This is a genomic window from Bradyrhizobium barranii subsp. apii (genome assembly GCF_011516635.5).
Classification (GTDB): Bacteria; Pseudomonadota; Alphaproteobacteria; order Rhizobiales; family Xanthobacteraceae; genus Bradyrhizobium; species Bradyrhizobium barranii.
This window is the reverse complement of record NZ_CP096255.1, coordinates 8636141-8658301: the sequence shown is the minus strand read 5'-3', so window position 1 is coordinate 8658301 and position 22161 is coordinate 8636141. Positions and strand designations below refer to the sequence as shown.

At 65.3% G+C, this 22161-nt stretch carries 16 protein-coding genes; 10 read left to right on the top strand and 6 right to left on the bottom strand.

Annotated elements, in window-relative coordinates:
- Positions 1 to 34 precede the first annotated feature (34 nt).
- The 8 genes from pimA to HAP41_RS41435 all read left to right on the top strand — a co-directional run bounded on the left by pimA (position 35) and on the right by HAP41_RS41435 (position 11479).
- Positions 35 to 1711, top strand: coding sequence for a dicarboxylate--CoA ligase PimA (pimA, locus tag HAP41_RS41470; protein WP_166078291.1), 1677 nt, complete (start codon positions 35 to 37; stop codon positions 1709 to 1711).
- On the top strand, positions 1708 to 2895 hold the full coding sequence (locus HAP41_RS41465; RefSeq protein ID WP_166078297.1) for an acetyl-CoA C-acyltransferase: 1188 nt from the start codon (positions 1708 to 1710) through the stop codon (positions 2893 to 2895). The genes pimA and HAP41_RS41465 overlap by 4 nt, the downstream gene beginning before the upstream one ends.
- A gap of 52 nt (positions 2896 to 2947) precedes the next feature.
- Positions 2948 to 4138, top strand: a complete 1191-nt coding sequence (gene pimC, locus HAP41_RS41460; protein WP_166078301.1) for a pimeloyl-CoA dehydrogenase large subunit — start codon at positions 2948 to 2950, stop codon at positions 4136 to 4138.
- 132 nt (positions 4139 to 4270) lie between these two features.
- Positions 4271 to 5413, top strand: coding sequence for a pimeloyl-CoA dehydrogenase small subunit (gene pimD / locus HAP41_RS41455; RefSeq protein WP_166078311.1), 1143 nt, complete (start codon positions 4271 to 4273; stop codon positions 5411 to 5413).
- 163 nt (positions 5414 to 5576) lie between these two features.
- Positions 5577 to 6350 (top strand): SDR family NAD(P)-dependent oxidoreductase, encoded by a 774-nt coding sequence (locus tag HAP41_RS41450; RefSeq protein ID WP_166078321.1) that lies wholly within the window; start codon positions 5577 to 5579, stop codon positions 6348 to 6350.
- Positions 6351 to 6615: 265 nt separating this feature from the next.
- Positions 6616 to 8121, top strand: coding sequence for a glycerol kinase GlpK (gene glpK / locus HAP41_RS41445; protein WP_166078334.1), 1506 nt, complete (start codon positions 6616 to 6618; stop codon positions 8119 to 8121).
- Between the two features lie 122 nt (positions 8122 to 8243).
- On the top strand, positions 8244 to 10691 hold the full coding sequence (locus tag HAP41_RS41440) for a penicillin acylase family protein (RefSeq protein WP_166078338.1): 2448 nt from the start codon (positions 8244 to 8246) through the stop codon (positions 10689 to 10691).
- 194 nt (positions 10692 to 10885) lie between these two features.
- Positions 10886 to 11479, top strand: a complete 594-nt coding sequence (locus HAP41_RS41435; protein ID WP_166078355.1) for a GNAT family N-acetyltransferase — start codon at positions 10886 to 10888, stop codon at positions 11477 to 11479.
- Positions 11480 to 11496: 17 nt separating this feature from the next.
- Here HAP41_RS41435 and HAP41_RS41430 read toward each other — a convergent pair whose 3' ends face one another.
- Complete coding sequence (locus tag HAP41_RS41430) at positions 11497 to 12651, bottom strand: BBP7 family outer membrane beta-barrel protein (protein WP_166078364.1); 1155 nt, start codon at positions 12649 to 12651, stop codon at positions 11497 to 11499.
- Between the two features lie 192 nt (positions 12652 to 12843).
- On the opposite strand from HAP41_RS41430, the gene HAP41_RS41425 reads away from it, so the two are divergent.
- Positions 12844 to 13473 carry a glutathione S-transferase family protein gene (locus tag HAP41_RS41425; RefSeq protein WP_166078380.1) on the top strand — a complete coding sequence of 210 codons (630 nt, stop codon included), beginning with the start codon at positions 12844 to 12846 and terminating at the stop codon, positions 13471 to 13473.
- Positions 13474 to 13485: 12 nt separating this feature from the next.
- Here HAP41_RS41425 and HAP41_RS41420 read toward each other — a convergent pair whose 3' ends face one another.
- The 4 genes from HAP41_RS41420 to metF form a co-directional block, all read right to left on the bottom strand.
- Positions 13486 to 14163 (bottom strand): hypothetical protein, encoded by a 678-nt coding sequence (locus HAP41_RS41420; RefSeq protein WP_224580989.1) that lies wholly within the window; start codon positions 14161 to 14163, stop codon positions 13486 to 13488.
- 56 nt (positions 14164 to 14219) lie between these two features.
- Positions 14220 to 14351 carry a hypothetical protein gene (locus HAP41_RS50175; RefSeq protein ID WP_256478428.1) on the bottom strand — a complete coding sequence of 44 codons (132 nt, stop codon included), beginning with the start codon at positions 14349 to 14351 and terminating at the stop codon, positions 14220 to 14222.
- Between the two features lie 604 nt (positions 14352 to 14955).
- Positions 14956 to 18804 (bottom strand): methionine synthase, encoded by a 3849-nt coding sequence (gene metH / locus HAP41_RS41415; RefSeq protein WP_166078429.1) that lies wholly within the window; start codon positions 18802 to 18804, stop codon positions 14956 to 14958.
- Between the two features lie 7 nt (positions 18805 to 18811).
- Positions 18812 to 19753, bottom strand: coding sequence for a methylenetetrahydrofolate reductase [NAD(P)H] (metF, locus tag HAP41_RS41410; protein ID WP_166078438.1), 942 nt, complete (start codon positions 19751 to 19753; stop codon positions 18812 to 18814).
- A 399-nt stretch (positions 19754 to 20152) separates the two neighbouring features.
- Here metF and HAP41_RS41405 point away from each other — a divergent pair, with 399 nt between their 5' ends.
- The gene (locus HAP41_RS41405) at positions 20153 to 21166 is read left to right on the top strand and encodes an LLM class flavin-dependent oxidoreductase (RefSeq protein WP_166078477.1); all 1014 of its coding nucleotides are present in this window, start codon (positions 20153 to 20155) and stop codon (positions 21164 to 21166) included.
- Positions 21167 to 21288: 122 nt separating this feature from the next.
- On the opposite strand, the gene HAP41_RS41400 is transcribed toward HAP41_RS41405, so the two are convergent.
- Positions 21289 to 22149 carry a prephenate dehydratase gene (locus HAP41_RS41400; RefSeq protein ID WP_071916711.1) on the bottom strand — a complete coding sequence of 287 codons (861 nt, stop codon included), beginning with the start codon at positions 22147 to 22149 and terminating at the stop codon, positions 21289 to 21291.
- Positions 22150 to 22161: the final 12 nt, after the last annotated feature.

The following is a 22161-nucleotide window of genomic DNA, read 5'->3' as shown; positions in this document are numbered from 1 at the left end:
CTCTGTTAGTTGCTCGCTCAACCAATCAAGAATAATGACCCATCCCGGCGAACAGTTTTATCCCGAGGGCGTGCGTTGGGACGACACCATCGTCCAGGGCTCGCTGCCTGACCTCTTGTCGAACGCCGCCGCTGATTACGGCCCGCGGACCGCGCTGGAATTCCGCGATCGCCCGATCAGCTATACCGAGCTCGCCGCCATGGCCGAGCGCGCGGCAGCGGCGTTCCTGCGTGCCGGCTGCGGCAAGAACAGCTCCGTCGCGCTGTTCCTCGGCAACACGCCGGACCATCCGGTCAATTTCTTCGGCGCGCTGAAGGCCGGTGCCCGCGTCGCGCATCTCTCCCCGCTCGACGGCGAGATCGCGCTGACGCACAAGGTCTCGGATTCCGGCTCGCGCCTGCTCGTGACCTCCAACCTCGCGGCGCTGCTGCCGACCGCGCTGAAGTTCCTGGAGAAGGGCCTGATCGATCGCCTCGTCGTCTGCGAGGACGACGATTGGGGCAAGGTCGGCACGCCACAGGCGCCGATCCCCGACGATCCCCGCATCGTCACCTTCAAGAGCTTCGTCGAGGGCGCGACCGCGCCGGCTGAGTGGCCGTCCGTGACGGCGGACGACGTCGCGCTGCTGCAATATACCGGCGGCACCACCGGCCTGCCCAAGGGCGCGATGCTCACCCATGGCAATCTCACCTCGGCGGTGTCGATCTATGATGTCTGGGGCAAGCCGTCGCGCGCGGCGCGCGGCGACGTGATCGAGCGCGTGATCTGCGTGCTGCCGCTGTTCCACATCTATGCGCTCACCGTCGTGCTGCTGTCCTCGCTCAGCCGCGGTAATCTGATCTCGCTCTACCAGCGCTTCGATGTCGAGGCGGTGATGCGCGATATCGAAATCAAGCGCGCGACGTACTTCCCGGGCGTGCCGACGATGTGGATCGCGATCGCGGCGCTGCCTGATCTCGACAAGCGCGACTTCTCCTCGCTCGCCGTCATCGGCTCCGGCGGCGCGCCGCTGCCGGTGGAGATCGCGAACTTCTTCGAGCGCAAGGTCGGCAAGAAGCTGCGCAGCGGCTGGGGCATGACCGAGACCTGCTCGCCCGGCACCGGCCACCCGCCGACGGGACCGGACAAGCCGGGGTCGATCGGCCTGATGTTGCCCGGCATCGAGATGGACGTGGTCTCGCTGGAGAACCCGACAAAAGTCCTGCCGCCGGGCGAAGTCGGCGAGATCCGCATCAAGGGCCCGAACGTCACCAAGGGCTACTGGAACAAGCCGAAGGAGTCCGCGGAGTCCTTTTCGGACGGCCGCTTCCTCACCGGCGACATCGGCTATGTCGACACCGACGGCTATTTCTTCCTGGTCGACCGCAAGAAGGACATGATCATCTCCGGCGGCTTCAACGTCTATCCGCAGATGATCGAGCAGGCGATCTACACCATTCCAGGCGTGCACGAGGTGATCGTGCTCGGCATTCCCGACCAGTATCGCGGCGAGGCCGCCAAGGCTTTCATCAAGCTCAAGCCGGGCGCCAAGCCGTTCTCGCTCGACGAGCTGCGCGCGCAGCTCGCCGGCAAGGTCGGCAAGCACGAGCTGCCGGCAGCGGTCGAGTTCGTCGACGATCTGCCGCGCACGCCAGTCGGAAAGCTGTCGCGCCACGAATTGCGCCAGCAGCAGAAACCAGCACAATCCACGCAACCAGGAGGTCGCTCTTGACCGACGCCGTCATCGTTTCCACCGCCCGCACCCCGATCGGCAAGGCCTATCGCGGCATGCTCAACGCCACCGAGGGCGCAACGCTGCTCGGCCACGCCATCGGCGAGGCCGTCGCCCGCGCCAAGGTCGATCCGAAGGAGGTCGAGGACGTCGTGATGGGCGCGGCGCTGCAGCAGGGCGCGACCGGCGGCAACATCGCGCGCAAGGCGCTGCTCCGCGCAGGTCTCCCCGTGACCGTCGCCGGCACCACCATCGACCGGCAATGCGCCTCGGGCCTCCAGGCGATCGCGCTCGCCGCGCGCTCGGTGATCTTCGACGGCGTCGAGATCGCGGTCGGCGGCGGCGGCGAGTCGATCAGCCTCGTGCAGAACGACAAGATGAACGGCTTCCATGCCCAGGACCCGGCGCTGCTCAAGATCAAGGGCGAGGTCTACATGCCCATGATCGACACCGCCGAAGTCGTCGCCAAGCGCTACGGCATCTCGTGCGAGAAGCAGGATGAGTATTCGCTGGAGAGTCAGCGCCGCACCGCCGCTGCCCAGCAGGGCGGCAAGTTCAAGGACGAGCTGGCGCCGATCACGACGCAGATGGCGGTCACCGACAAGGCGACCGGCGCCGTCTCGTTCAAGGAGGTGACCTTGTCGCAGGACGAAGGCCCGCGCCCCGAGACCACGGCCGAAGGCCTTGCCGGCCTCAAGCCGGTGCGCGGCGAAGGCTTTTCGATCACCGCCGGCAATGCCAGCCAGCTCTCCGACGGCGCCAGCGCCTCCGTCATCATGAGCGACAAGGAAGCCTCAAAGCGTGGTCTCAAGCCGCTCGGCATCTTCCGCGGCTTCGTCTCCGCCGGCTGCGAGCCGGACGAGATGGGCATCGGCCCGGTCTTCGCCGTGCCGCGCCTGCTCAAGCGCCACGGCCTCACCGTCGACGACATCGGCCTCTGGGAGCTGAACGAAGCCTTCGCGGTGCAGGTGCTCTATTGCCGCGACAAGCTCGGCATCGACCCCGAGAAGATCAACGTCGACGGCGGCGCGATCTCGGTCGGCCATCCCTACGGCATGTCGGGCGCGCGCCTGACCGGCCACGCCCTGATCGAAGGCCGGCGCCGCAAGGCCAAGTATGCGGTCGTCACCATGTGCGTCGGCGGCGGCATGGGTGCGGCCGGGCTGTTCGAGGTGTTGCAGTAATTTCACCGTCGTCCTGACGGCGACGAAACAAAGAAGCTCACAGGAGGATCCGATGGATCTCGCATTCACTAGGGAAGAGCAGGCGTTTCGCGAGGAAGTGCGTTCATTCTTCCGCGACAACGTGCCGCCGGATACGCGGCGCAAGCTGGTCGAGGGTCGTCACCTCTCGAAGGACGAGATGGTGACGTGGTGGCGCATCCTCAACAAGAAGGGCTGGGGCGTCAGCCACTGGCCGAAGCAGTATGGCGGGACGGGGTGGACCTCCGTGCAGCACTACATCTTCAACGAGGAGCTGCAGTCCTATCCGGCGCCGCAGCCGCTCGCCTTCGGCGTCAGCATGGTCGGTCCTGTGATCTACACCTTCGGCAACGAAGAGCAGAAGAAGCAGTATCTGCCGCGCATCGCCAATGTCGACGACTGGTGGTGCCAGGGTTTTTCGGAGCCCGGTTCGGGATCTGACCTTGCCTCGCTGAAGACGAAGGCCGAGCGCAAGGGTGACAAGTGGATCATCAACGGCCAGAAGACCTGGACCACGCTCGCCCAGCACGCCGACATGATCTTCTGCCTCTGCCGCACCGACCCCTCCGCCAAGAAGCAGATGGGCATCTCCTTCATCGTCTTCAGCATGAAGTCGAAGGGCGTCACCGTGCGTCCGATCCAGACCATTGACGGCGGCGTCGAGGTCAACGAGGTGTTCTTCGACGACGTCGAGGTGCCCTACGAGAACCTGATCGGCGAAGAGAACAAGGGCTGGGATTACGCCAAATTCCTGCTCGGCAATGAGCGCACCGGCATCGCCCGGGTCGGCGTCTCCAAGGAGCGGCTGCGCCGCATCCGCGACTTGGCCTCCAAGGTCGAATCCGGCGGCAAGCCGATCATCCAGGACGCCGCGTTCCGCGAGAAGCTGGCTGCCTGCGAGATCGAGCTGAAGGCGCTCGAGCTGACGCAGCTGCGCGTCGTCGCCGACGAGGGCAAGCACGGCAAGGGCAAGCCCAATCCGGCGTCCTCGGTGCTGAAGATCAAGGGCTCCGAGATCCAGCAGACCACCACCGAGCTCTTGATGGAAGTGATCGGTCCGTTCGCAGCACCCTACGACGTGCACGGCGACGACGGCTCGAACGAAGCCATGGAGTGGACCGCCCAGATCGCGCCGAGCTACTTCAACAACCGCAAGGTCTCGATCTACGGCGGCTCCAACGAGATCCAGCGCAACATCATCGCCAAGGCGGTGCTGGGGCTCTAGGCGTCATTCCGGGGCGCGCGCAGCGCGAGCCCGGAATCCATAGCCGCGATCGGGAGTATGGATCCCGGGCTCGCGCGATGCGCGCCCCGGGATGACGAAGCCAGATAATTTCGGGTACGAGGAACCAAAGAAATGGATTTTGATCTGAACGAGGAGCAACGGCTTCTCAAGGACAGCATCGACGGCCTGCTGACCGATTCCTATGATTTCGAGAGCCGCAAGAAGTACATGAAGGAGAAGGGCGGCTGGAGCCAGGCCGTCTGGGGCAAGCTCGCCGAACAGGGTCTGCTCGGTCTGCCGTTCGCGGAGGCTGATGGCGGTTTCGGCGGCGGCGGTGTCGAGACCATGATCGTGATGGAAGCGCTCGGCAAGGCGCTGGTGCTCGAGCCGTATCTGGCAACGGTCGTGATCGGCGGCGGCTTCCTGCGCCACGCCGGCTCCGATGCGCAGAAGGCCGCGCACGTGCCCGGGATCATCGACGGCGGCAAGACGCTGGCGTTCGCCCAGCTCGAGAAGAACTCGCGCTACGATCTGTTCGACGTCTCGACGACCGCGAAGAAGAAGGGTGACGGCTGGGTGATCGACGGCGAAAAGTTCGTCGTGCTCAACGGCGAGAACGCCGAGACCCTGATCGTCACCGCCCGCACCAAGGGCGACCGCCGCGACAAGACCGGCATCGGCGTGTTCCTCGTGCCGGCCAATGCCAAGGGCGTGACCAAGAAGTCGTACCCGACCCAGGACGGCCTGCACGCCGCCGACATCACTTTCACCGGCGTCGAAGTCGGTGCCGATGCGGCGCTCGGCAATCCCGACGACTCGCTCGCGCTGATCGAGCGCGTCGTCGACGAAGCTCGCATCGCGCTCTGCGCCGAGGCCGTCGGCTTGATGGACGAGTCGCTCAAGACCACGGTCGAGTACATCAAGACGCGCAAGCAGTTTGGCGTTGCGATCGGCTCGTTCCAGTCGTTGCAGCACCGCGCCTCCGACATGTTCGTCGCCGCCGAGCAGGCGCGATCGATGTCGATGTTCGCGACCATGGCCGGCGATTTCGAGGACGCCAAGGAGCGTTCCAATGCGATCGCCGCGGCCAAGGTGCAGATCGGCAAGTCGCTGAAGTTCGTCGGACAGCAGGCGATCCAGCTACACGGCGGCATCGGCATGACCATGGAGGCGAAAATCGGCCACTACTTCAAGCGCCTCACCATGATCGAGAACAGCTTTGGTGACACCGACTACCACCAGCGCCGCGTCGCGGATGGGAGCGGGTTGATCTGAGTTGATCGAGGCCACGCGAAGACTGTCATGCCCCGGCTTGACCGGGGCATCCAGTACTCCGCGGCGGCAGTTCGTTCACGCAACTTCAGCCGCGGAGTACTGGGTCGCCCGGTCAAGCCGGGCGATGACACCGAACAAGCGGACGTAGCGGAGCCCAACAACAATGAAAAACACCCCGTTCGATCTCACCGGCAAGGTCGCAATCGTCACCGGCTCCAGCCGCGGCATCGGCCGCTCCTCGGCGGAACTGCTGGCAAAGCTCGGCGCCAAGGTCGTGGTGTCATCGCGGAAAGCGGAAGCCTGCAAGGAAGTCGCCGACGGCATCATCGCGGCCGGCGGCGATGCCACCGTCATTCCCTGCAACATCGCGCGCAAGGCCGAGGTCGAGGCGCTGATCTCGGGCACGATCAAGCACTACGGCAAGATCGACATCCTCGTCTGCAACGCCGCGGTGAACCCGTATTACGGCCCGCTGCTCGACATCACCGACGAGGCCTTCGACAAGATCATGGGCAGCAACGTCAAGAGCAACATCTGGCTCTCCGCGCTGGCGATCCCGCAAATGGCCGAGCGCGGCAACGGCTCCGTCGTCATCATCTCCTCGATCGGGGGCCTGCGCGGCTCGACCGTGATCGGCGCCTACGGCATCTCCAAGGCCGCCGATTTCGCGCTGTGCCGCTCGCTCGCCGGCGAATGGGGCCCGAAAGGCGTCCGCGTCAACTGCATCGCGCCCGGCCTGGTCAAGACCGATTTCGCCCGCGCGCTGTGGGAAGACGAAGCCAACCTCAAGCGCCGCACCGCCACCACACCCCTTCGCCGCATCGGCGAACCCGACGAGATCGCCGGCGCCGTCGCCTACCTCGCCTCCGACGCGTCCAGCTTCATGACCGGCCAGACCATCGTCATCGACGGCGGCGTGACGACGGCAGCGGTGTAGGGATTCTTCCCTCTCCCCTTGTGGGAGAGGGTGGCTCGCCGCATAGCGGCGAGACGGGTGAGGGGTTTCTCTCCATGTGCAACCCTCTTACCGCTGAATTCGCTGAAGCATACCCCTCATCCGGCGCTTCGCGCCACCTTCTCCCGCTAGGGGAGAAGGAAGGGGAGCCGCGCGCGTTGATCCAACCTTGACCTTCCCGCCCTAATCCGCTCCCTTTGACGCGACACAATGACCCCCTCTCAGGGAAACGCCAGGGTAAGCTCCCATGTCTTTCGTCCTCGCCATCGACCAGGGCACCACCTCGTCGCGCGCCATCGTTTTTCGCAGTGACATCTCGATCGCCGCCCGCGCGCAGCAGGAGTTTCCGCAGCATTTTCCGGCCTCGGGCTGGGTCGAGCACGAGCCGGAGGACATCTGGACCTCGACCGTGATGGTCTGCCGCGACGCGATCGAGCAGGCCGGCATCGGGCCTAAGGACATCGCCGCGATCGGCATCACCAACCAGCGCGAGACCACCGTGGTGTGGGACCGCGCCACCGGCCAGGCCGTGCACCGCGCCATCGTCTGGCAGGACCGCCGCACCGCCGACATCTGCGCAAAATTGAAAGCAGAAGGCCGCGAGCCCGTGATCTCGCAAAAGACCGGCCTGATCATCGATCCCTATTTCTCCGGCACTAAGGTCGCGTGGATCCTCGACCACGTCCCCGGCGCACGGGCGCGTGCCGCGCGCGGCGAGCTGATGTTCGGCACGGTCGATTGCTATCTGCTCTGGCGCCTCACCGGCGGCAAGGTGCACGCCACTGATGCCACCAACGCCTCGCGCACGCTGCTGTTCAACATCCACACCGGCCAGTGGGACGACGAGCTCTTGGAGATCATCGGCGTGCCGCGCTCAATGCTGCCCGAGGTGAAGGATTCTTCCGCCCGCTTCGGCGAGAGCACGCCGGACCTGTTCGGCGGCGCGATCGCGATCTCAGGCATTGCCGGCGACCAGCAGGCCGCGACGATCGGCCAGGCCTGCTTCCGCCCGGGCATGATGAAGTCGACCTACGGCACCGGCTGTTTTGCCCTGCTCAACACCGGGACTACGCCGGTGGTGTCGAAGAACAAGCTGCTCACCACCGTCGCCTATCAGCTCGAGGGAAAGCGCACCTACGCGCTCGAAGGCTCGATCTTCGTCGCAGGCTCGGCGGTGCAGTGGCTGCGCGACGGCCTCGGCATCATCAAGCACGCCGCCGAGACCGGCCCGCTCGCTGATCAGTCCGATTCCATGCAGAGCGTCTATCTGGTCCCCGCCTTCGTCGGCATGGGGGCGCCCTACTGGAATCCGCGCGTGCGCGGCGCGCTGTTCGGCCTCACCCGCAACACCGGCCCGGCTGAGCTCGCGCACGCCGCGCTGGAGAGCGTGTGTTACCAGACCTTCGACCTCTGGGCCGCGATGCGCGCGGACTGGCCGAGCTCGGAAGTCGCGAGCGTCGTGCTGCGCGTCGACGGCGGCATGACCGCCTCCGACTGGACCATGCAGCGCCTCGCCGATCTCTTGGACGCACCGGTCGATCGCCCCGTGATCCAGGAGACCACGGCGTTGGGCGCCGCCTATCTCGCCGGCCTTCAGGCGGGCGTCTATCCCGAGCCGACGAAGTTCGCCGACAATTGGCGGCTCGAGCACCGCTTCAAGCCGAACATGAGCCAGGCGACGCGCGAGCGGAAGCTCGCCGGCTGGGCGCGCGCGGTGAAGGGCGTGCTCGCGAGCGACGAGGGAGAGGGATAGGCGGATGTCGTAGCCCGGATGGAGCGAAGCGCAATCCGGGGTTTTCTCCACGAGTAAGATTCCCGGATTACGCTTCGCTCCATCCGGGCTACGGACTAAAATAACAACAACGGGAGAAGACAATGAACACGGATCTCAACCGGGTCATCCAAAAACTCTGCGGCGCAGCGATCTGCGCCGCGCTGCTGACCTCGACAGCCATCGCGCGCGACAAGCCGAATCCGCTCGGAAGCGCGCGGCAGCTCAAGACCGATGTCGCCGGCCTCGACGCTCCCGCCCAGATCCTGGTCGACGTCTGGGGCATCCCGCATATCTATGCCGGCAACGAGCACGACCTGTTCTTCCTGCAAGGCTTCAACGCCGCGCGCGACCGGCTCTGGCAGATTGATCTCTGGCGCAAGCGCGGCCTCGGCCTGCTCGCAAAGGATTTCGGCCCGGCCTATGCCGAGCAGGACAAGGCGCTGCGGCTGTTCCTTTATCGCGGCGACATGAACGCGGAGTGGGCGGCCTACGGTCCCAAGGCGAAGACCTATGCGGACGCGTTCGTCGCGGGCGTCAATGCCTATGTCGCCGATGTGCGCGCGGGAAAACGTCCTCTGCCGATCGAGTTCAGGATTGCCGGCACGATGCCTGATCCGTGGACGGCGGATGACGTCGTCCGCATTCGCAGCCACGGTCTGACGCGCAATGTCGCCTCCGAGGTCAAGCGCTCGCTGGTCGCCTGCGCCGCAGGCCTCGATGCCGATCGTTTCCGCGTCAAGCTCGAACCGGCATGGACCACGAAAGTCCCCGATGGTCTCGACCCCTGCAGCGTGCCGAAGGCCGTGCTCGCGGCTTACGATCTCGCGACGCGCCCGGTGGCCTTCGCGGCACCGAAGGACAAGCAGGCCGCACTCGCCCACGATCCCGACAAATACCTCACCGAGGCCGACCAGCAGCGCGACACCATCGGCTCCAACAATTGGGTGATCGCGGCCTCGCGCACCGCGACGGGCCGCCCGATCCTCGCCAACGATCCGCATCGCGAGCACAGCGTGCCCTCGCTGCGCTACATCGTCGGCCTCAATGCGCCCGGCCTCTCGGTGATCGGCGCCGGCGAGCCGGCGCTGCCCGGCATCTCGATCGGCCACAACGGCACCATCGCCTTCGGCCTCACCATCTTCAACGTCGACCAGGAAGACCTTTACGTCTACGAGCTCAATCCGCAAAACCCCAACCAGTACCGCTACGGCAATGGCTGGGAAGACATGCGCATCCTGCACGAGAAAGAGCAGGTGAAAGGCGAGGCCGATCGCGACGTCGAGCTGAAAGTCACCCGCCACGGCCCCGTCATCTTCGTCGACGACGCGAACAAACGCGCCTTCGCGGTCCGCTCGATCTGGTTCGAGCCCGGTACCTCGGCCTATTTCGGCTCGTCCGACTACATGACCGCGAAGGACTGGAACGGCTTCCTCACCGCCATGCGCCGCTGGGGCGCGCCGTCGGAGAACCAGGTCTATGCCGACACCCGCGGCAATATCGGCTGGGTCGCCGCCGGCAAGACGCCGCGGCGCGCCAACTTCGACGGCCTGATGCCGGTGCCCGGCGACGGCCGCTACGAGTGGCAGGGCTTTCTCTCGCTCGACGAATTGCCGAAAGCCTATCAGCCCAAGCAGGGCTTTCTCGCCACCGCCAACCAGATGAACCTGCCGGCCGATTACCCGATCGCCGAACGCAAGGTCGGCTTCGAATGGTCCGACAGCGCGCGCTGGCAGCGCATCACCGAGGTGCTCTCGGCCAACAGCAAGGTGACGCTCGCCGACGCCATGGATTTGCAGAACGACGACACCGCGATGCTGGGGCGGCGCCTCGTCAAGCTGTTGCAGCCGCTCACCTCCGACGATCCCAATGTGAAGAAGGGTCTCGAGCTGCTCAAGCCATGGGACGCGCGCGATGCCGCCGACAGCGCGGCGGCTGCCGTGTTCGAGGTCTGGATCGCCAATCATCTTGGGCCGGTGCTGCTGAAGACCACGGCGCCCAAGGCCGCCGATCTGATCGCGCCGGAGGCGTCGAGCATTTCGGCGCTCGTCGCCTATCTGGAATCTCCTGATGCGTCATTCGGCGCCGACCCCGCTGCCGCGCGCGACCAGATCCTGCGCGACAGCGTCGGCGCCGCGGTGGCCGACGTCACGGGCAAGCTCGGGCCGGATGCCTCGACCTGGCGCTGGGGCCGGCTGCATGTCGCGAAGTTCGACCATGCCTTGATGCCGCTCGCCGACAAGGCCACCGCCGCGCAGCTCTCGGTCGGCCCGCTCGCCTATGGCGGTGCCGCCAACGTGCCGCGCGCGGCCAACTACCGCCGCGCCGACTACCAGCTGTTCGCCGGCGCATCGTTCCGCATGGTGCTCGACGTCGGCAATTGGGATGCGAGCCGCACCATCAACACGCCCGGCCAATCCGGCGATCCCTTCAGCGCCCATTACCGCGACCTCGCCCCGCTCTGGGCCACGGGCCAATACGTCCCGCTGCTCTACAGCCGCCCGGCCGTCGAAGCCGCGACCGCGGAAGCGATCATCTTGACGCCGCGATGAGCGACTTGTTGGCTGGAGAGTGCCGGAAGAGCGCGGCCTGCATGGTTCGAGACGCCCGCTTAGGTGGGCTCCTCACCATGAGGGTCTGATATCCCGCCGCGAAACGCGGCCTCATCCTGTGGGCCCGCCGTAAGCGGGCGTCTCGAAAGATGGGCCGCAAGCGAGCTGTTCGCCATGTCTTTCCGAGAGGCCCCATGATCATCCCCGACGGCTATTCCGACATCCCCGCCGGCAAGATCGCCGCGGTCGTCACCCATCTGGAGATGACCGCACCTCCCGCGCGCCGCGACGATCCTCCAGGCGCGTGGTCCTTGCGCAAGGTCGACGCGCCCGCGCTTCATTGGTATCGCGACCTCCATCGCCGTGTCGGCGAGGAGTGGCTGTGGTTCTCGCGTGCGCGCCTGAATGATGCGGAGCTCGCCGCGATCATCCACGCGCCGGGCATCGAGGTCCATGCCCTGGTCGTGGACGGCCGCGACGAAGGCCTGCTGGAGCGGGATTTCCGCGAGGCCAGCCAGTGCGAGCTGGTCTATTTCGGCGTCACCGCCGGATTGATCGGCACGGGCGCCGCGCGCTTCCTGATGAACCGCGCGCTGGAGACTGCCTGGTCGCGCGAGCTACGCCGCGTCTGGGTGCACACCTGCACCTTTGATCATCCGTCCGCCGTTGCGTTCTATCAGCGCTCGGGATTTCGTGCGTTCCGTCGCCAGATCGAGGTGGCCGATGATCCGCGCCTCGATGGAACGGCATCGCCGACGGCGGCGAGGCATGTGCCGATCATTGAGTAGTGCCGGGCTACGCGCCCTCAATAATTATACCGCACGCCAAAGCTGAACCCCTGCGCAAGCAGGTTCGTCGTGTTGAGCACCGGCCCGGGCCGGTTCGGCCCGCCGCCGGCCGGCGGTGGCGTGAGGTTCGGATTGACGGTGGTGTCGATCAGCCCGCCGGCGCGCTGTACGCCGGTCCAGTACATCACGTCGTAGCCGGCGATCAGCCGCCAGCCGGGCGCAACCTGATATCCCGCCTTCAACGACAGCTCCGGCACCACGGCGAAGCGGGTCTGGTCGTAATGGCCTATATTGCTCGACAGCGCGAGGAAGCCGCCCGGGGCCGTCGTGGTGACGCCGGCCACGGTCGAGGCGGTCGAGCCCGAAATGTCGGCGCTGTTGAGATTGGCGCCGAGCGCCACCTTGCCGCGCCACTCCAGCGACCACGGGCCATTGCGCCAGTCGCCGGTGAGGCCGAGATCGAGGCCGTGGAAATTGCTCGACGCCTTGAAATTGTCGGTGGGGCTGAAGGTGCCGAAGGCAAGAATGGTCGCAGTATTGGAGATCGTCAGCGTGTCGGTCGACCGCAGATAGCGATAGCCAACCAGCGCGCTGACGCGCTGTCCGCTCCACGCGCCGAGATCCCAGCGATAGAGCGCGCCGGCGCCGAGCAGGCGCGAGGTTTCGCTCGCGCTGGCACCGCCGGTGGCCAGCCCCGGAAATCCCGCGATCAGCGCGTCGGGAAATCCCGTCAGCGCATTGGTGAAGGGCCGTGCCAGGATCGGATTGGCATTGGTGTCGGTCGCAAATCCGGTCGAGAGATTCTCCAGCCCGAAGAACGAGGCTTCGATGCCGCGGCTGCGCTGCGGATCGAACCAGTAGCCGGCGGTGATGCGCCCGCCCGAACGCCAGTCGTTGTTCACACTGGAATTGCCGAACAGCACGGTCGTCGTGGGCTGGCCGAGCACGCCGACAGCTCCCAGCGGCGTGCCGACCGGGCTCGTGGTCACCAGCGCCGGCAGCTTGTCGCCCGTCACGCTCCAGGCAAGGTAGTCGGCCTCGGCCCAGAACGGATTGAAGTCGGCAGGTTTGGGCGGCGCCTTCATCGGCAGATCGGCTGCTGACGTGACGTCGGGCACGATCGCCGTAAGAGCTAGGCCGACCGCTGCCGCTCTCAATGCCCGCCGATGCATTTGGCTTCCCTCTGGGTCCGCGGAATGAACCATGCGACAATTTGTTCGGCAAGCTGGAGTTGAGGTGGTGCCGAGACGAAAATGTGTAGCTGTTGCCGTTGGGCACCGCTCGCTCGCTGTGTCGTTCGATAATAGCCTTCTGAAGATGAATGGCCGGCTTCGAGCCCCGGCCCTGACTAGTGAGCGAGAACCATGTTCCTGATTGGCCAATACGATTCTCCCTTCGTCCGCCGTGTCGCGATCGCGCTGCGGCTCTACGGCCTCGCCTTTGAGCACCGGCCATGGTCCACCTTCGGCGACGCCGACAAGATCGCGCCGTACAATCCGCTGCGGCGCGTGCCGACGCTGGTGCTCGACGATGGCGAGGCGCTGATCGAGAGCACGATCATCCTCGATTATCTCGATGAGCTCGTCGGGCCGGAGAAGGCGATGCTGCCGCGCGGCGGCGCCGAGCGACGAAAGCATTTGCGCATCTGCGCACTCGCCTCCGGTCTCGGCGACAAGGCGGTGAGCCTGCTCTATGAGCGCGTGCTGCGGAAGGAGCAGCTTGCGTTGTGGGTCGAGCGCTGCCAGGCGCAGATCGCCGACGTGCTGAAGGTGCTCGAAGCCGAACGCGCCGGGGTGACGACGCCGTATTGGCTGGCCGGCCGGATCGGCCACGCCGACATTGCGGTTGCCTGCGTCGTGCGCTTCACCCGTGAAGCGCATCCGCTTCTGTCCGAGCCATCGCGCTATCCGGCGCTGTCGGCACACGCCGAACGCTGCGAGGCGCTGGCGCCGTTCAAGGAGATCGTGCAGCCGCTGGCCCCGCCGAAGGGGTGAAAGCGCGGCGTCCTATCGCCTGTTGCAGGGCTTGATCTCACCCGCCGCGGACTTCAGGACGATCGGATTCGGCGACAGTCTTATGCCGAAGAACAATTGAGAGCCGGACACCTTGTCGTCCGATCCCTGGTGGGCGTCCAGCTCGAGCTTCGCCGCGATCTCGGATGTCAGCTTGGCCCGCTCCTCCATCGAAATCGTGTTGTGATATTTGATCTCGTAGACGACGTCGGCTTCCAGCACGGACCGCGTCTGGCAGACGACTCCGCCGCTCGAAAGGTTCAGGGCGATCGCGTCCTCGCATTCGGCCTTCAGCAATGCATTGCGGGTCGATATCAGCGACTCGTCGGAAATCAGGAGAATGTTGGCGTTCTCGAGCTTGAGGTGAATTGAATCAACTTGCTGCATTCCGGCGACCGCCGACAGCTTGTCCCTGACCTGCGCGGACACGTCGAGATTCTTCTCGAGCGACTGCTTCAGGTCCCGGTCCACCGTCGGTGATTTCCGGATCTTGTCGGCCAGCAGCGCGGGGTCGATATCGCAGGTCGGATGCAGCTCCAGCCGGCCATTGCTCAGATATTCGATCGTGTTGATGGTGCCGGGGCCGCCGAACGTGCTCGGCGGCACCACCTCGAGGAGGATGGCCGTGATCGTCTGTTTCTTTCGCGGGAATCCGACCCAGGCTGCAACCATCACCAGACCGATCGCGACAAAGACGAGGCTACCAAGCCAAAGCCATTTGCGACTTGCTACTTTCGCGGGCAGCACAACTGGTTTCGTTCGCCGCATGGCACGTAGCCTTTCGGACAGTCAGCCGCGGCAATCGTGGGCAGCACGACAAGGGCGATCGCGGCGACGAACAGTGCAATGAACTGGTTCATATGCTCGATCCCAAGCAAACCATCGGTTTGAAGGTAGTAGACCGATAGAGTATCGAATCAAGGTTGAGCGGACAAGTGAACGAGTTCACACCGCCCGGTTCCTGCGCGAAATTGCCGTGAGCCGAATTCCGGACCGCGACTCGTCCTGGTGGTGTGTCAGAAAGGAGCAGGCCGCTCTTTGCGTCGCGCACTGCCGGTTGTTGCGAGGCGCAGGCGCCGTCCAGGGAGATCGTGCAGCCGCCGGCGCCGCCGAAGGAGCGAGGTCTCTACCCTCCCCTGGAGGGGGAGGGTCGTTCGCGCGAAGCGCGAGCGGGGTGGGGAGACCTCTCAACACGGGTAGTGTTCAACGCGGAGAGACCGTCACGCCACCTCGGTCCGCATTCCGCTTCGCTGCATGCGAACCGATCCTCGCCCTCCAGGGGAGGATGGGGACCGCACGTGTGGCAACCATCGGCACGGCAGGCGATGATGGAATATTACCGGTGTTTTGCCCGACGGAGCAAGTCGTTTCGGTAAGACCGAAATTCCTCAACCCTTTCAACCCCACCTCTACTGTGCATGGGGTTGTTTTTCACTTTTTTAGTCTTGGGAAGCGAAGGCGGGCCTACCCCGCCCCCGCGCGCTTCTTCTGCCAGACGAGATGCACCGCGCAGGTGCAGCCGGGCGGATGCGAGGCGAGGTCCTTCGACGTCTCGTCGTTCGCGGGCGTTGCCACGAAGGCCTTGTCGGTCTGCTGCGACGGGATGTAGTTCAAGACCGGCGCGAGCCAGCGCTCGGTCTCGGCCACCGTCATGCCCTTGCGCGCGGCATAGTCCTCGACCTGGTCACGCTCGATCTTGCCGACGCCGAAATAATAGCTCTCGGGGTTCGCGAAATAGAGCCCGGACACGGAAGAGCCCGGCCACATCGCAAAGTTCTCGGTCAGCTTCACGCCGGCAGTCGCCTCCGCATCGAGCAGCTCGAACAGCGTCGCCTTCTCGGTGTGATCGGGCTGCGCGGGATAGCCCGGCGCTGGACGGATGCCCTGGTACTTCTCGAGGATCAGATCGTCGCAGGAGAGTGCTTCGTCCGGCGCGTAGGCCCAGAACTCGCGGCGCGCGCGGGCATGCATGCGTTCGGCGAAGGCTTCGGCGAGACGATCGGCCAAGGCCTTGCACAGGATCGAGGAGTAGTCGTCATTGGCCATCTTGAAGCGGTCGGCGACCACATCCTCGCCGATGCCGGCCGTGACCACGAAGCCGCCGACATAGTCGGGGACGCCGGCGGGCGCGACGAAGTCGGCGAGCGCGGCGTTGAACCGGCCCTCGCGCTTCTCGAGCTGCTGGCGCAGCGTGTGCAGCGTCGCGATCTGCTTGGTCCGGCTTTCGTCGGCATAGAGCACGATGTCGTCGCCCTGCGCATTCGCCGGCCAGAAGCCGACGGTGGCGCGCGCCCTGAACCACTTTTCTTTGACGATCAGGTCGAGCATTTTCCGCGCATCGTCATAGAGCGAGCGCGCGACCTCGCCGACCTTGGAATCATCGAGGATAGCGGGGAAGCGGCCGGCGAGCTCCCAGGTCTGGAAGAACGGCGTCCAGTCGATATAGGGCACGAGCTCGGCGAGATCGTATTCGTCAAAGCTGCGGGTGCCCAAGAAGGTCGGCTTCACCGGCTTGTTCGCGGCGAAGTCGACCGGCACGCGGTTGGCGCGCGCGGCCGCGAGCTTCAGGCGCTTCTTGTCGGCCTGCGCGCGCAGATGCGCGTCCGAGATTTTGGCGTATTCGGCGCGCACCTCGGCAGCATAAGCCTCGCGCTTCTCCGGCGAGAGCAAGGAGGAGGCAACGCCGACGGCGCGGCTGGCGTCATTCACGTGCACGACGGGACCGGCGCGATAGCTCGGGTCGATCTTGACCGCCGTGTGCACGCGGCTCGTGGTGGCGCCGCCGATCAAGAGCGGCAGCTTCAAGCCTTCGCGCTGCAATTCGCCGGCGAAGAACGCCATCTCGTCGAGCGAGGGCGTGATCAGGCCTGATAGCCCGACGATGTCGGCCTTCTCCGCCTTCACGGCCTCGACGATCTTTGCGGCCGGCACCATCACGCCGAGGTCGATGACCTCGAAGTTGTTGCACTGGAGCACGATGCCGACGATGTTCTTGCCGATGTCGTGGACGTCGCCCTTGACGGTCGCGAGCACGATCTTGCCGGCGGAAGAGGAGCCTTCTGTGCCGATGCCATTGGCAAGGTTACGTGCCTTTTCCTCCTCCATGAACGGCATCAGCCACGCCACCGCCTGCTTCATCACGCGCGCGGACTTCACCACCTGCGGCAGGAACATCTTGCCGTCGCCGAAGAGGTCGCCGACCACGTTCATGCCGGCCATCAGCGGTCCTTCGATCACGTCGAGCGGACGCTTGGATGCCTTGCGGGCCTCCTCGGTGTCCACTTCGATGAATTCGGTGATCCCATGCACCAGCGAATGCGACAGCCGCTTCGCCACCGGCCATTCGCGCCAGGCGAGATCGGCTTCCTTGGTCTGGGTCTTGTTGCCGCGGAATTTCTCCGCAAGTGCCAGTAGGCGCTCGGACGCGCCGGGGTCGCGGTTGAGGATGACGTCCTCGCACACCTGGCGCAGCTCGGCATCGATGTCGTCATAGACGATCATCTGCCCGGCATTGACGATGCCCATGTCCATGCCCGCCTTGATGGCGTGATACAGGAACACCGAGTGCATGGCTTCGCGCACCGGCTCGTTGCCGCGGAACGAGAACGACAGATTGGAGACGCCGCCGGAAATATGCGCGTGCGGCAGGTTCTGGCGGATCCAGCGCGTCGCCTCGATGAAGTCGACGCCGTAATTGTTGTGCTCTTCGATGCCGGTCGCGATCGCGAAGATGTTCGGATCGAAGATGATGTCCTCAGGCGGGAAGCCGACGCGGTCCACCAGGATGTCATAGGCGCGCTTGCAGATCTCGGTCTTGCGCGCGAACGTATCGGCCTGGCCGACCTCGTCGAACGCCATCACCACCACGGCTGCGCCATGGCGCCGGGCGATCTTGGCCTCGTGAATGAACTTCTCCTCGCCTTCCTTCATCGAGATCGAATTGACGACCGGCTTGCCCTGCACGCATTTCAGGCCGGCCTCGATCACCGAGAATTTCGAGGAATCGACCATCACGGGGACGCGGGCGATGTCGGGCTCGGCGGCGACGAGGTTGAGGAAGGTCACCATCGCGGCTTCCGAGTCCAGAAGCCCTTCGTCCATGTTGACGTCGATGATCTGCGCGCCGTTCTCGACCTGGTCGCGCGCGACCTGCAGCGCGGCAGTGTAGTCGCCGGCGGTGATCAGCTTGCGGAAGCGGGCGGAGCCGGTGACGTTGGTGCGCTCGCCGACGTTCACGAACGGGATGGCGTCGGTCAGGATGAACGGCTCGAGGCCGGAGAGCCTTAAGCGAGGCTCGATCTCCGGCACGACGCGCGGCTTGTGCGGGGTGACGGCCGCGGCAATCGCCGCGATATGGTCCGGCGTGGTGCCGCAGCAGCCGCCGACGATGTTGACGAGGCCATCGCGCGCGAACTCGCCGACCAGGCGCGCCATGTACTCCGGGGTCTCGTCGTACTGGCCGAATTCGTTGGGCAGGCCGGCGTTCGGATAGGCACACACCAGCGTGTCGGCGACGCGGCCGATATCGGCGATGTGCGCGCGCAGATCTTCCGCGCCGAGCGCGCAGTTGAAGCCGATGGTGACGGGTTTTGCGTGTCGCACCGAATTCCAGAACGCTTCCGGCATCTGGCCCGACAGCAGGCGGCCGGATTTGTCGGTGATGGTGCCCGACACCATCACGGGCACGTCGATGCCGCGCTCTTCGGTGATTTCGGCGATCGCATAGAGCGCCGCCTTGGCGTTCAGCGTGTCGAAGATGGTCTCGACCAGCAGCAGATCAACACCGCCGTCGAGCATGCCGTTGATCTGCTCGCCACAGGATTTGCGCAAATCGTCGAACGTGACGGCCCGGTAGCCTGGATTGGAAACGTCGGGCGAGATCGAGGCGGTGCGGTTGGTCGGGCCGATGGCACCGGCGACGAAGCGCGGTTTGCCGTCCTCGGCCTCGACGCGCCGTGCGGCGTTGCCGGCGAGGCGGGCGCCTTCGCGCGCCATCTCGTAGACGATGTCGGTGAGGTCGTAATCAGCCTGCGCGATCGAGGTCGTCGAGAAGGTGTTGGTCGCGACGATGTCGGCGCCGGCGCGCAAGTATGCGGCGTGGATGTCCTCGATCGCCTGCGGCTGGGTCAGGATCAACAGATCGTTGTTGCCGCGGAGGTCGCGGTGGAAATCCTTGAAGCGCTCGCCGCGGAAGGCGGCCTCGTCGAACTGCAGGTTCTGGATCATCGTGCCCATGGCGCCGTCGAGCACGAGGATGCGCTCGCGCGCGGCATTGAGCAGGGCAGTTCGCTTGGGAGAGATGGATACGGTCATTGTCTTCTTACGCCGCCTTCTGCGCGCTCTTGGCGCGGATGCCGAGCAAATGGCTGATCGCGAACACGAGATCGGCGCGGTTCATGGTGTAGAAATGAAAGGTGTCGACGCCGCGCTTGGCCAGCTTCTGCACCTGGCCGGCGGCAACCGTCGCGGCCACCAGCTTGCGGGTCTCGGCGTCGTCGTCGAGGCCGTCGAATTTCTCCGCCAGCCAATCCGGCACGGAGGTGCCGGCGCGGGTGACGAAATTGCGGGCCTGCTTGAAATTGTGCATCGGCATGATGCCGGGCACGATCGGGATGTCGATGCCTCGGGCACGGACGCGGTCGAGGTAGCGGAAATAGAGGTCGTTATCGAAGAATACCTGCGTGATCGCGCGCGTCGCACCCGCATCGACCTTGGCCTTCAGCGTGTCGATGTCGGCGTCGAAATCGCGCGCTTCAGGGTGCTTCTCGGGATAGGCGGACACGGACACTTCGATGTCGCCGTGCCGCTTCTTGATGCCCGCAACGAGGTCGGCTGAGCTCTGGTAGCCGTCGGGATGGCTGGAATAGGGCGTGCCGATGCCGCCGGCGGGATCGCCGCGCAGGCCGACGATGTGGCGGACGCCGACCTCGTGATAGCGGTCGACGATCTCGTCGATCTCCCCGCGCGAGGCGCCGACGCAGGTCAAATGCGCGGCCGGCAGCAGCGCGGTCTCCCTGAGGATGCGGGTGATGGTCGAATGGGTGCGCTCGCGGGTCGAGCCGCCGGCCCCATAGGTCACGGACACGAATTTCGGGTCGAGCGGGGCGAGCCGGTTGATGGTCTCCCAGAGATTGCGCTCCATCTCCTCCGTCTTGGGCGGAAAGAACTCGAAGGAGATCGCAGGCCGCTTCGAGGAGAGGTGCCCGTTTTGGAGGTGGCCGTCTTGCCCTTCGGCTCGGGCAGGCGTCGTCAGATCAGTCATCGCACCACTCACTCCAGGGGCTCGTCCGGCTTTCGGCGGCCGGCAGTCAGGTCTCGATTGGATGTGGGCAAGATAAGCCAAAGCGGTCGCACTCGACAGCCCATCGGGGATGGGAAGTGGCCCACTTTCATCGGTAAAGGTGGAAATATTGAACGGATAAGGGTGTGAGTGGGAAGTGCGTAGATATGAAAAAATGTTATATAAACCAACAAATTGGAACGATTTTGGCGGCGGGCAGGAGCAAATAAGGGGTGTGGGCAGTGTGAAGATGGTGTTGCTGCGACAAATCTTGTCCCATCGCCTCAACCGGCCTTGCGGTGCGGGCTCGCTGCCTGCACACGCCAGACCTGCGCAGTCTGCCCATTGCCGCCGCGCCGGCCTTCACTACGTTAGCGCGCCATGATCCCGCTCTCAGTCCTCGACCTCTCCGTCGTCACCACAGGTACAAAACCCGCCGCGGCGCTGCGCAACAGCATCGATCTGGCGCGCCATGTCGATGGGCTTGGCTATGTCCGCTACTGGCTCGCCGAGCATCGCAACCTCGCCTCGGTGGCGAGCCCGGCGCCCGACGTGATGATCGGGCAGATCGCGGCGGTGACGAAGCACATCCGCGTCGGCTCCGGCGGGGTGATGCTGCCCAACCACGCCCCGCTTGTGGTGGCCGAGCGCTTCAAGATGCTGGAGGCGCTGTTTCCCGGCCGCATCGATCTCGGTCTCGGCCGCGCCCCCGGCACCGACGGCGCCACCGCGTACGCCCTGCGCAGCCGTCTCGACCGCCGCGAGGGCGACGACTTCCTGGAGCGGCTGCACGAACTGATTCTGTGGGAGACCCGCGAATTTCCCGCAGGGCATCCCTACCACAACGTGGTCGCGATGCCCGACGACACCAAGCTGCCGCCGATCTGGCTGCTCGGCTCCAGCGATTATTCCTCGGAGCTCGCCGCGCAAGTCGGCATGGGTTTCGCCTTCGCCCATCATTTCGCATCCCATGACGCGATCGATGCGATGGTGCATTACCGCAACCGTTTCCAGCCCTCGGCCTGGAGTGCGAGTCCGCGCGCGATCCTCGCCGTCGCCGTCATCGCGGCCGACACGGATGAGGAGGCCGAAAGGCTCGCCACCTCGTTCGATCTCAACCGCCTGCGCCGCGACCGCGGGCAATATCTGCCGCTGCCGAGTGTCGAGGAGGCGCTGGCCTATCCCTATGCGGACGCCGAGCGCATTTCGATCTCGCGCAACCGTTCGCGCCTCTTCGTCGGCAATCCGGCGACGGTGCAGAAGAAACTGCAGCCGTTGATCGATGCGAGCAAGCCGGACGAGTTGATGGTGATTACGGCCGTGTACGACCACGACGCGCGTAAGAAGTCGTATTCGCTGCTGGCCGAGGCGTTCGGACTGAAAGCGGCCGCGTAAAGCTCTCGTGCCCCGGACGCGGCGCAGCGCGAAGCGGTGCGCTGCAGAGCCGGGGCCCATCGCGCTCCGGGTATCGTGGCCCCTCGATCCCGGCTCGCGCTTCGCGCGTCCGGGACACGCAATCAATCCTGCTGCGTTTCGCTGAACGTCGCGCGGAAGGGGTGCCCCGGATACACGCCGACGATGCGGAATTCGCGCGAGAAGAATTTCAGCTCCTCGATCGCGAAGGCGAGCCCCTTGTCGTCAGGATGGCCGTCGACATCGGCATAAAACTGTGTCGCGAAGAAATTGCCGTCGACCATGTAGCTTTCGAGCTTGGTCATGTTGACGCCGTTGGTGGCGAAGCCGCCGAGCGCCTTGTAGAGCGCGGCGGGCAAGTTGCGCACGCGAAATACAAAAGTCGTGACCAGCGGGCCGGAGCCTTGCGTCGCCCATTTCGGCTCGCGCGCCAGCACCACGAAGCGCGTGGTGTTGTGCGCCTCGTCCTCGATGTCCTCGGCCAGGATGTCGAGGCCGTAGATCTTTGCCGCAAGCCGCGAGGCGATCGCGGCGACGGCCTTGTCGTTGCGTTCGGAGATGTCGCGGGCGCTGCCGGCGGTGTCGGCGTGCACGATCGGCTTGATGCCGAGCTTACGGATGATGCGCCGGCACTGGCCGAGCGCATGCACGTGGCTCTCGACGCTCTTGATGTCCTCGAGCTTCGTCCCCTTCACCGCCATCAGCTGATGGCGGACCGGCAGAAACCATTCGCCGATGATGAAGAGGCCGGAGGCCGGCAGCAGATGATGGATGTCGGCGACGCGCCCCGCGACCGAATTCTCGATCGGGATCATGCCGAGGTCGGCCTCGCCCGACGAGATCGCCGACAGCGCGTCCTCGAAGGTGGCGCAGGGCATCGGCTCGGCGTCGGGATAGGCCTCGACGATGGCGATGTGGGAGTTGGCCCCAGGCTCGCCCTGGAATGCGATTTTCAGCTTGCTCATGATCGGCCTTGT

Excerpts from the sequence above, each read along its gene's own strand:
- pimA (WP_166078291.1), top strand. The coding sequence starts at position 35 with ATGACCCATCCCGGCGAACAGTTTTATCCCGAGGGCGTGCGTTGGGAC.
- pimC (WP_166078301.1), top strand. The coding sequence starts at position 2,948 with ATGGATCTCGCATTCACTAGGGAAGAGCAGGCGTTTCGCGAGGAAGTG.
- pimD (WP_166078311.1), top strand. The coding sequence starts at position 4,271 with ATGGATTTTGATCTGAACGAGGAGCAACGGCTTCTCAAGGACAGCATC.
- HAP41_RS41450 (WP_166078321.1), top strand. The coding sequence starts at position 5,577 with ATGAAAAACACCCCGTTCGATCTCACCGGCAAGGTCGCAATCGTCACC.
- glpK (WP_166078334.1), top strand. The coding sequence starts at position 6,616 with ATGTCTTTCGTCCTCGCCATCGACCAGGGCACCACCTCGTCGCGCGCC.
- HAP41_RS41440 (WP_166078338.1), top strand. The coding sequence starts at position 8,244 with ATGAACACGGATCTCAACCGGGTCATCCAAAAACTCTGCGGCGCAGCG.
- HAP41_RS41435 (WP_166078355.1), top strand. The coding sequence starts at position 10,886 with ATGATCATCCCCGACGGCTATTCCGACATCCCCGCCGGCAAGATCGCC.
- HAP41_RS41430 (WP_166078364.1), bottom strand. The coding sequence starts at position 12,651 with ATGCATCGGCGGGCATTGAGAGCGGCAGCGGTCGGCCTAGCTCTTACG.
- HAP41_RS41425 (WP_166078380.1), top strand. The coding sequence starts at position 12,844 with ATGTTCCTGATTGGCCAATACGATTCTCCCTTCGTCCGCCGTGTCGCG.
- HAP41_RS41420 (WP_224580989.1), bottom strand. The coding sequence starts at position 14,163 with ATGGTTGCAGCCTGGGTCGGATTCCCGCGAAAGAAACAGACGATCACG.
- HAP41_RS50175 (WP_256478428.1), bottom strand. The coding sequence starts at position 14,351 with ATGAACCAGTTCATTGCACTGTTCGTCGCCGCGATCGCCCTTGTCGTG.
- metH (WP_166078429.1), bottom strand. The coding sequence starts at position 18,804 with ATGACCGTATCCATCTCTCCCAAGCGAACTGCCCTGCTCAATGCCGCG.
- metF (WP_166078438.1), bottom strand. The coding sequence starts at position 19,753 with ATGACTGATCTGACGACGCCTGCCCGAGCCGAAGGGCAAGACGGCCAC.
- HAP41_RS41405 (WP_166078477.1), top strand. The coding sequence starts at position 20,153 with ATGATCCCGCTCTCAGTCCTCGACCTCTCCGTCGTCACCACAGGTACA.
- HAP41_RS41400 (WP_071916711.1), bottom strand. The coding sequence starts at position 22,149 with ATGAGCAAGCTGAAAATCGCATTCCAGGGCGAGCCTGGGGCCAACTCC.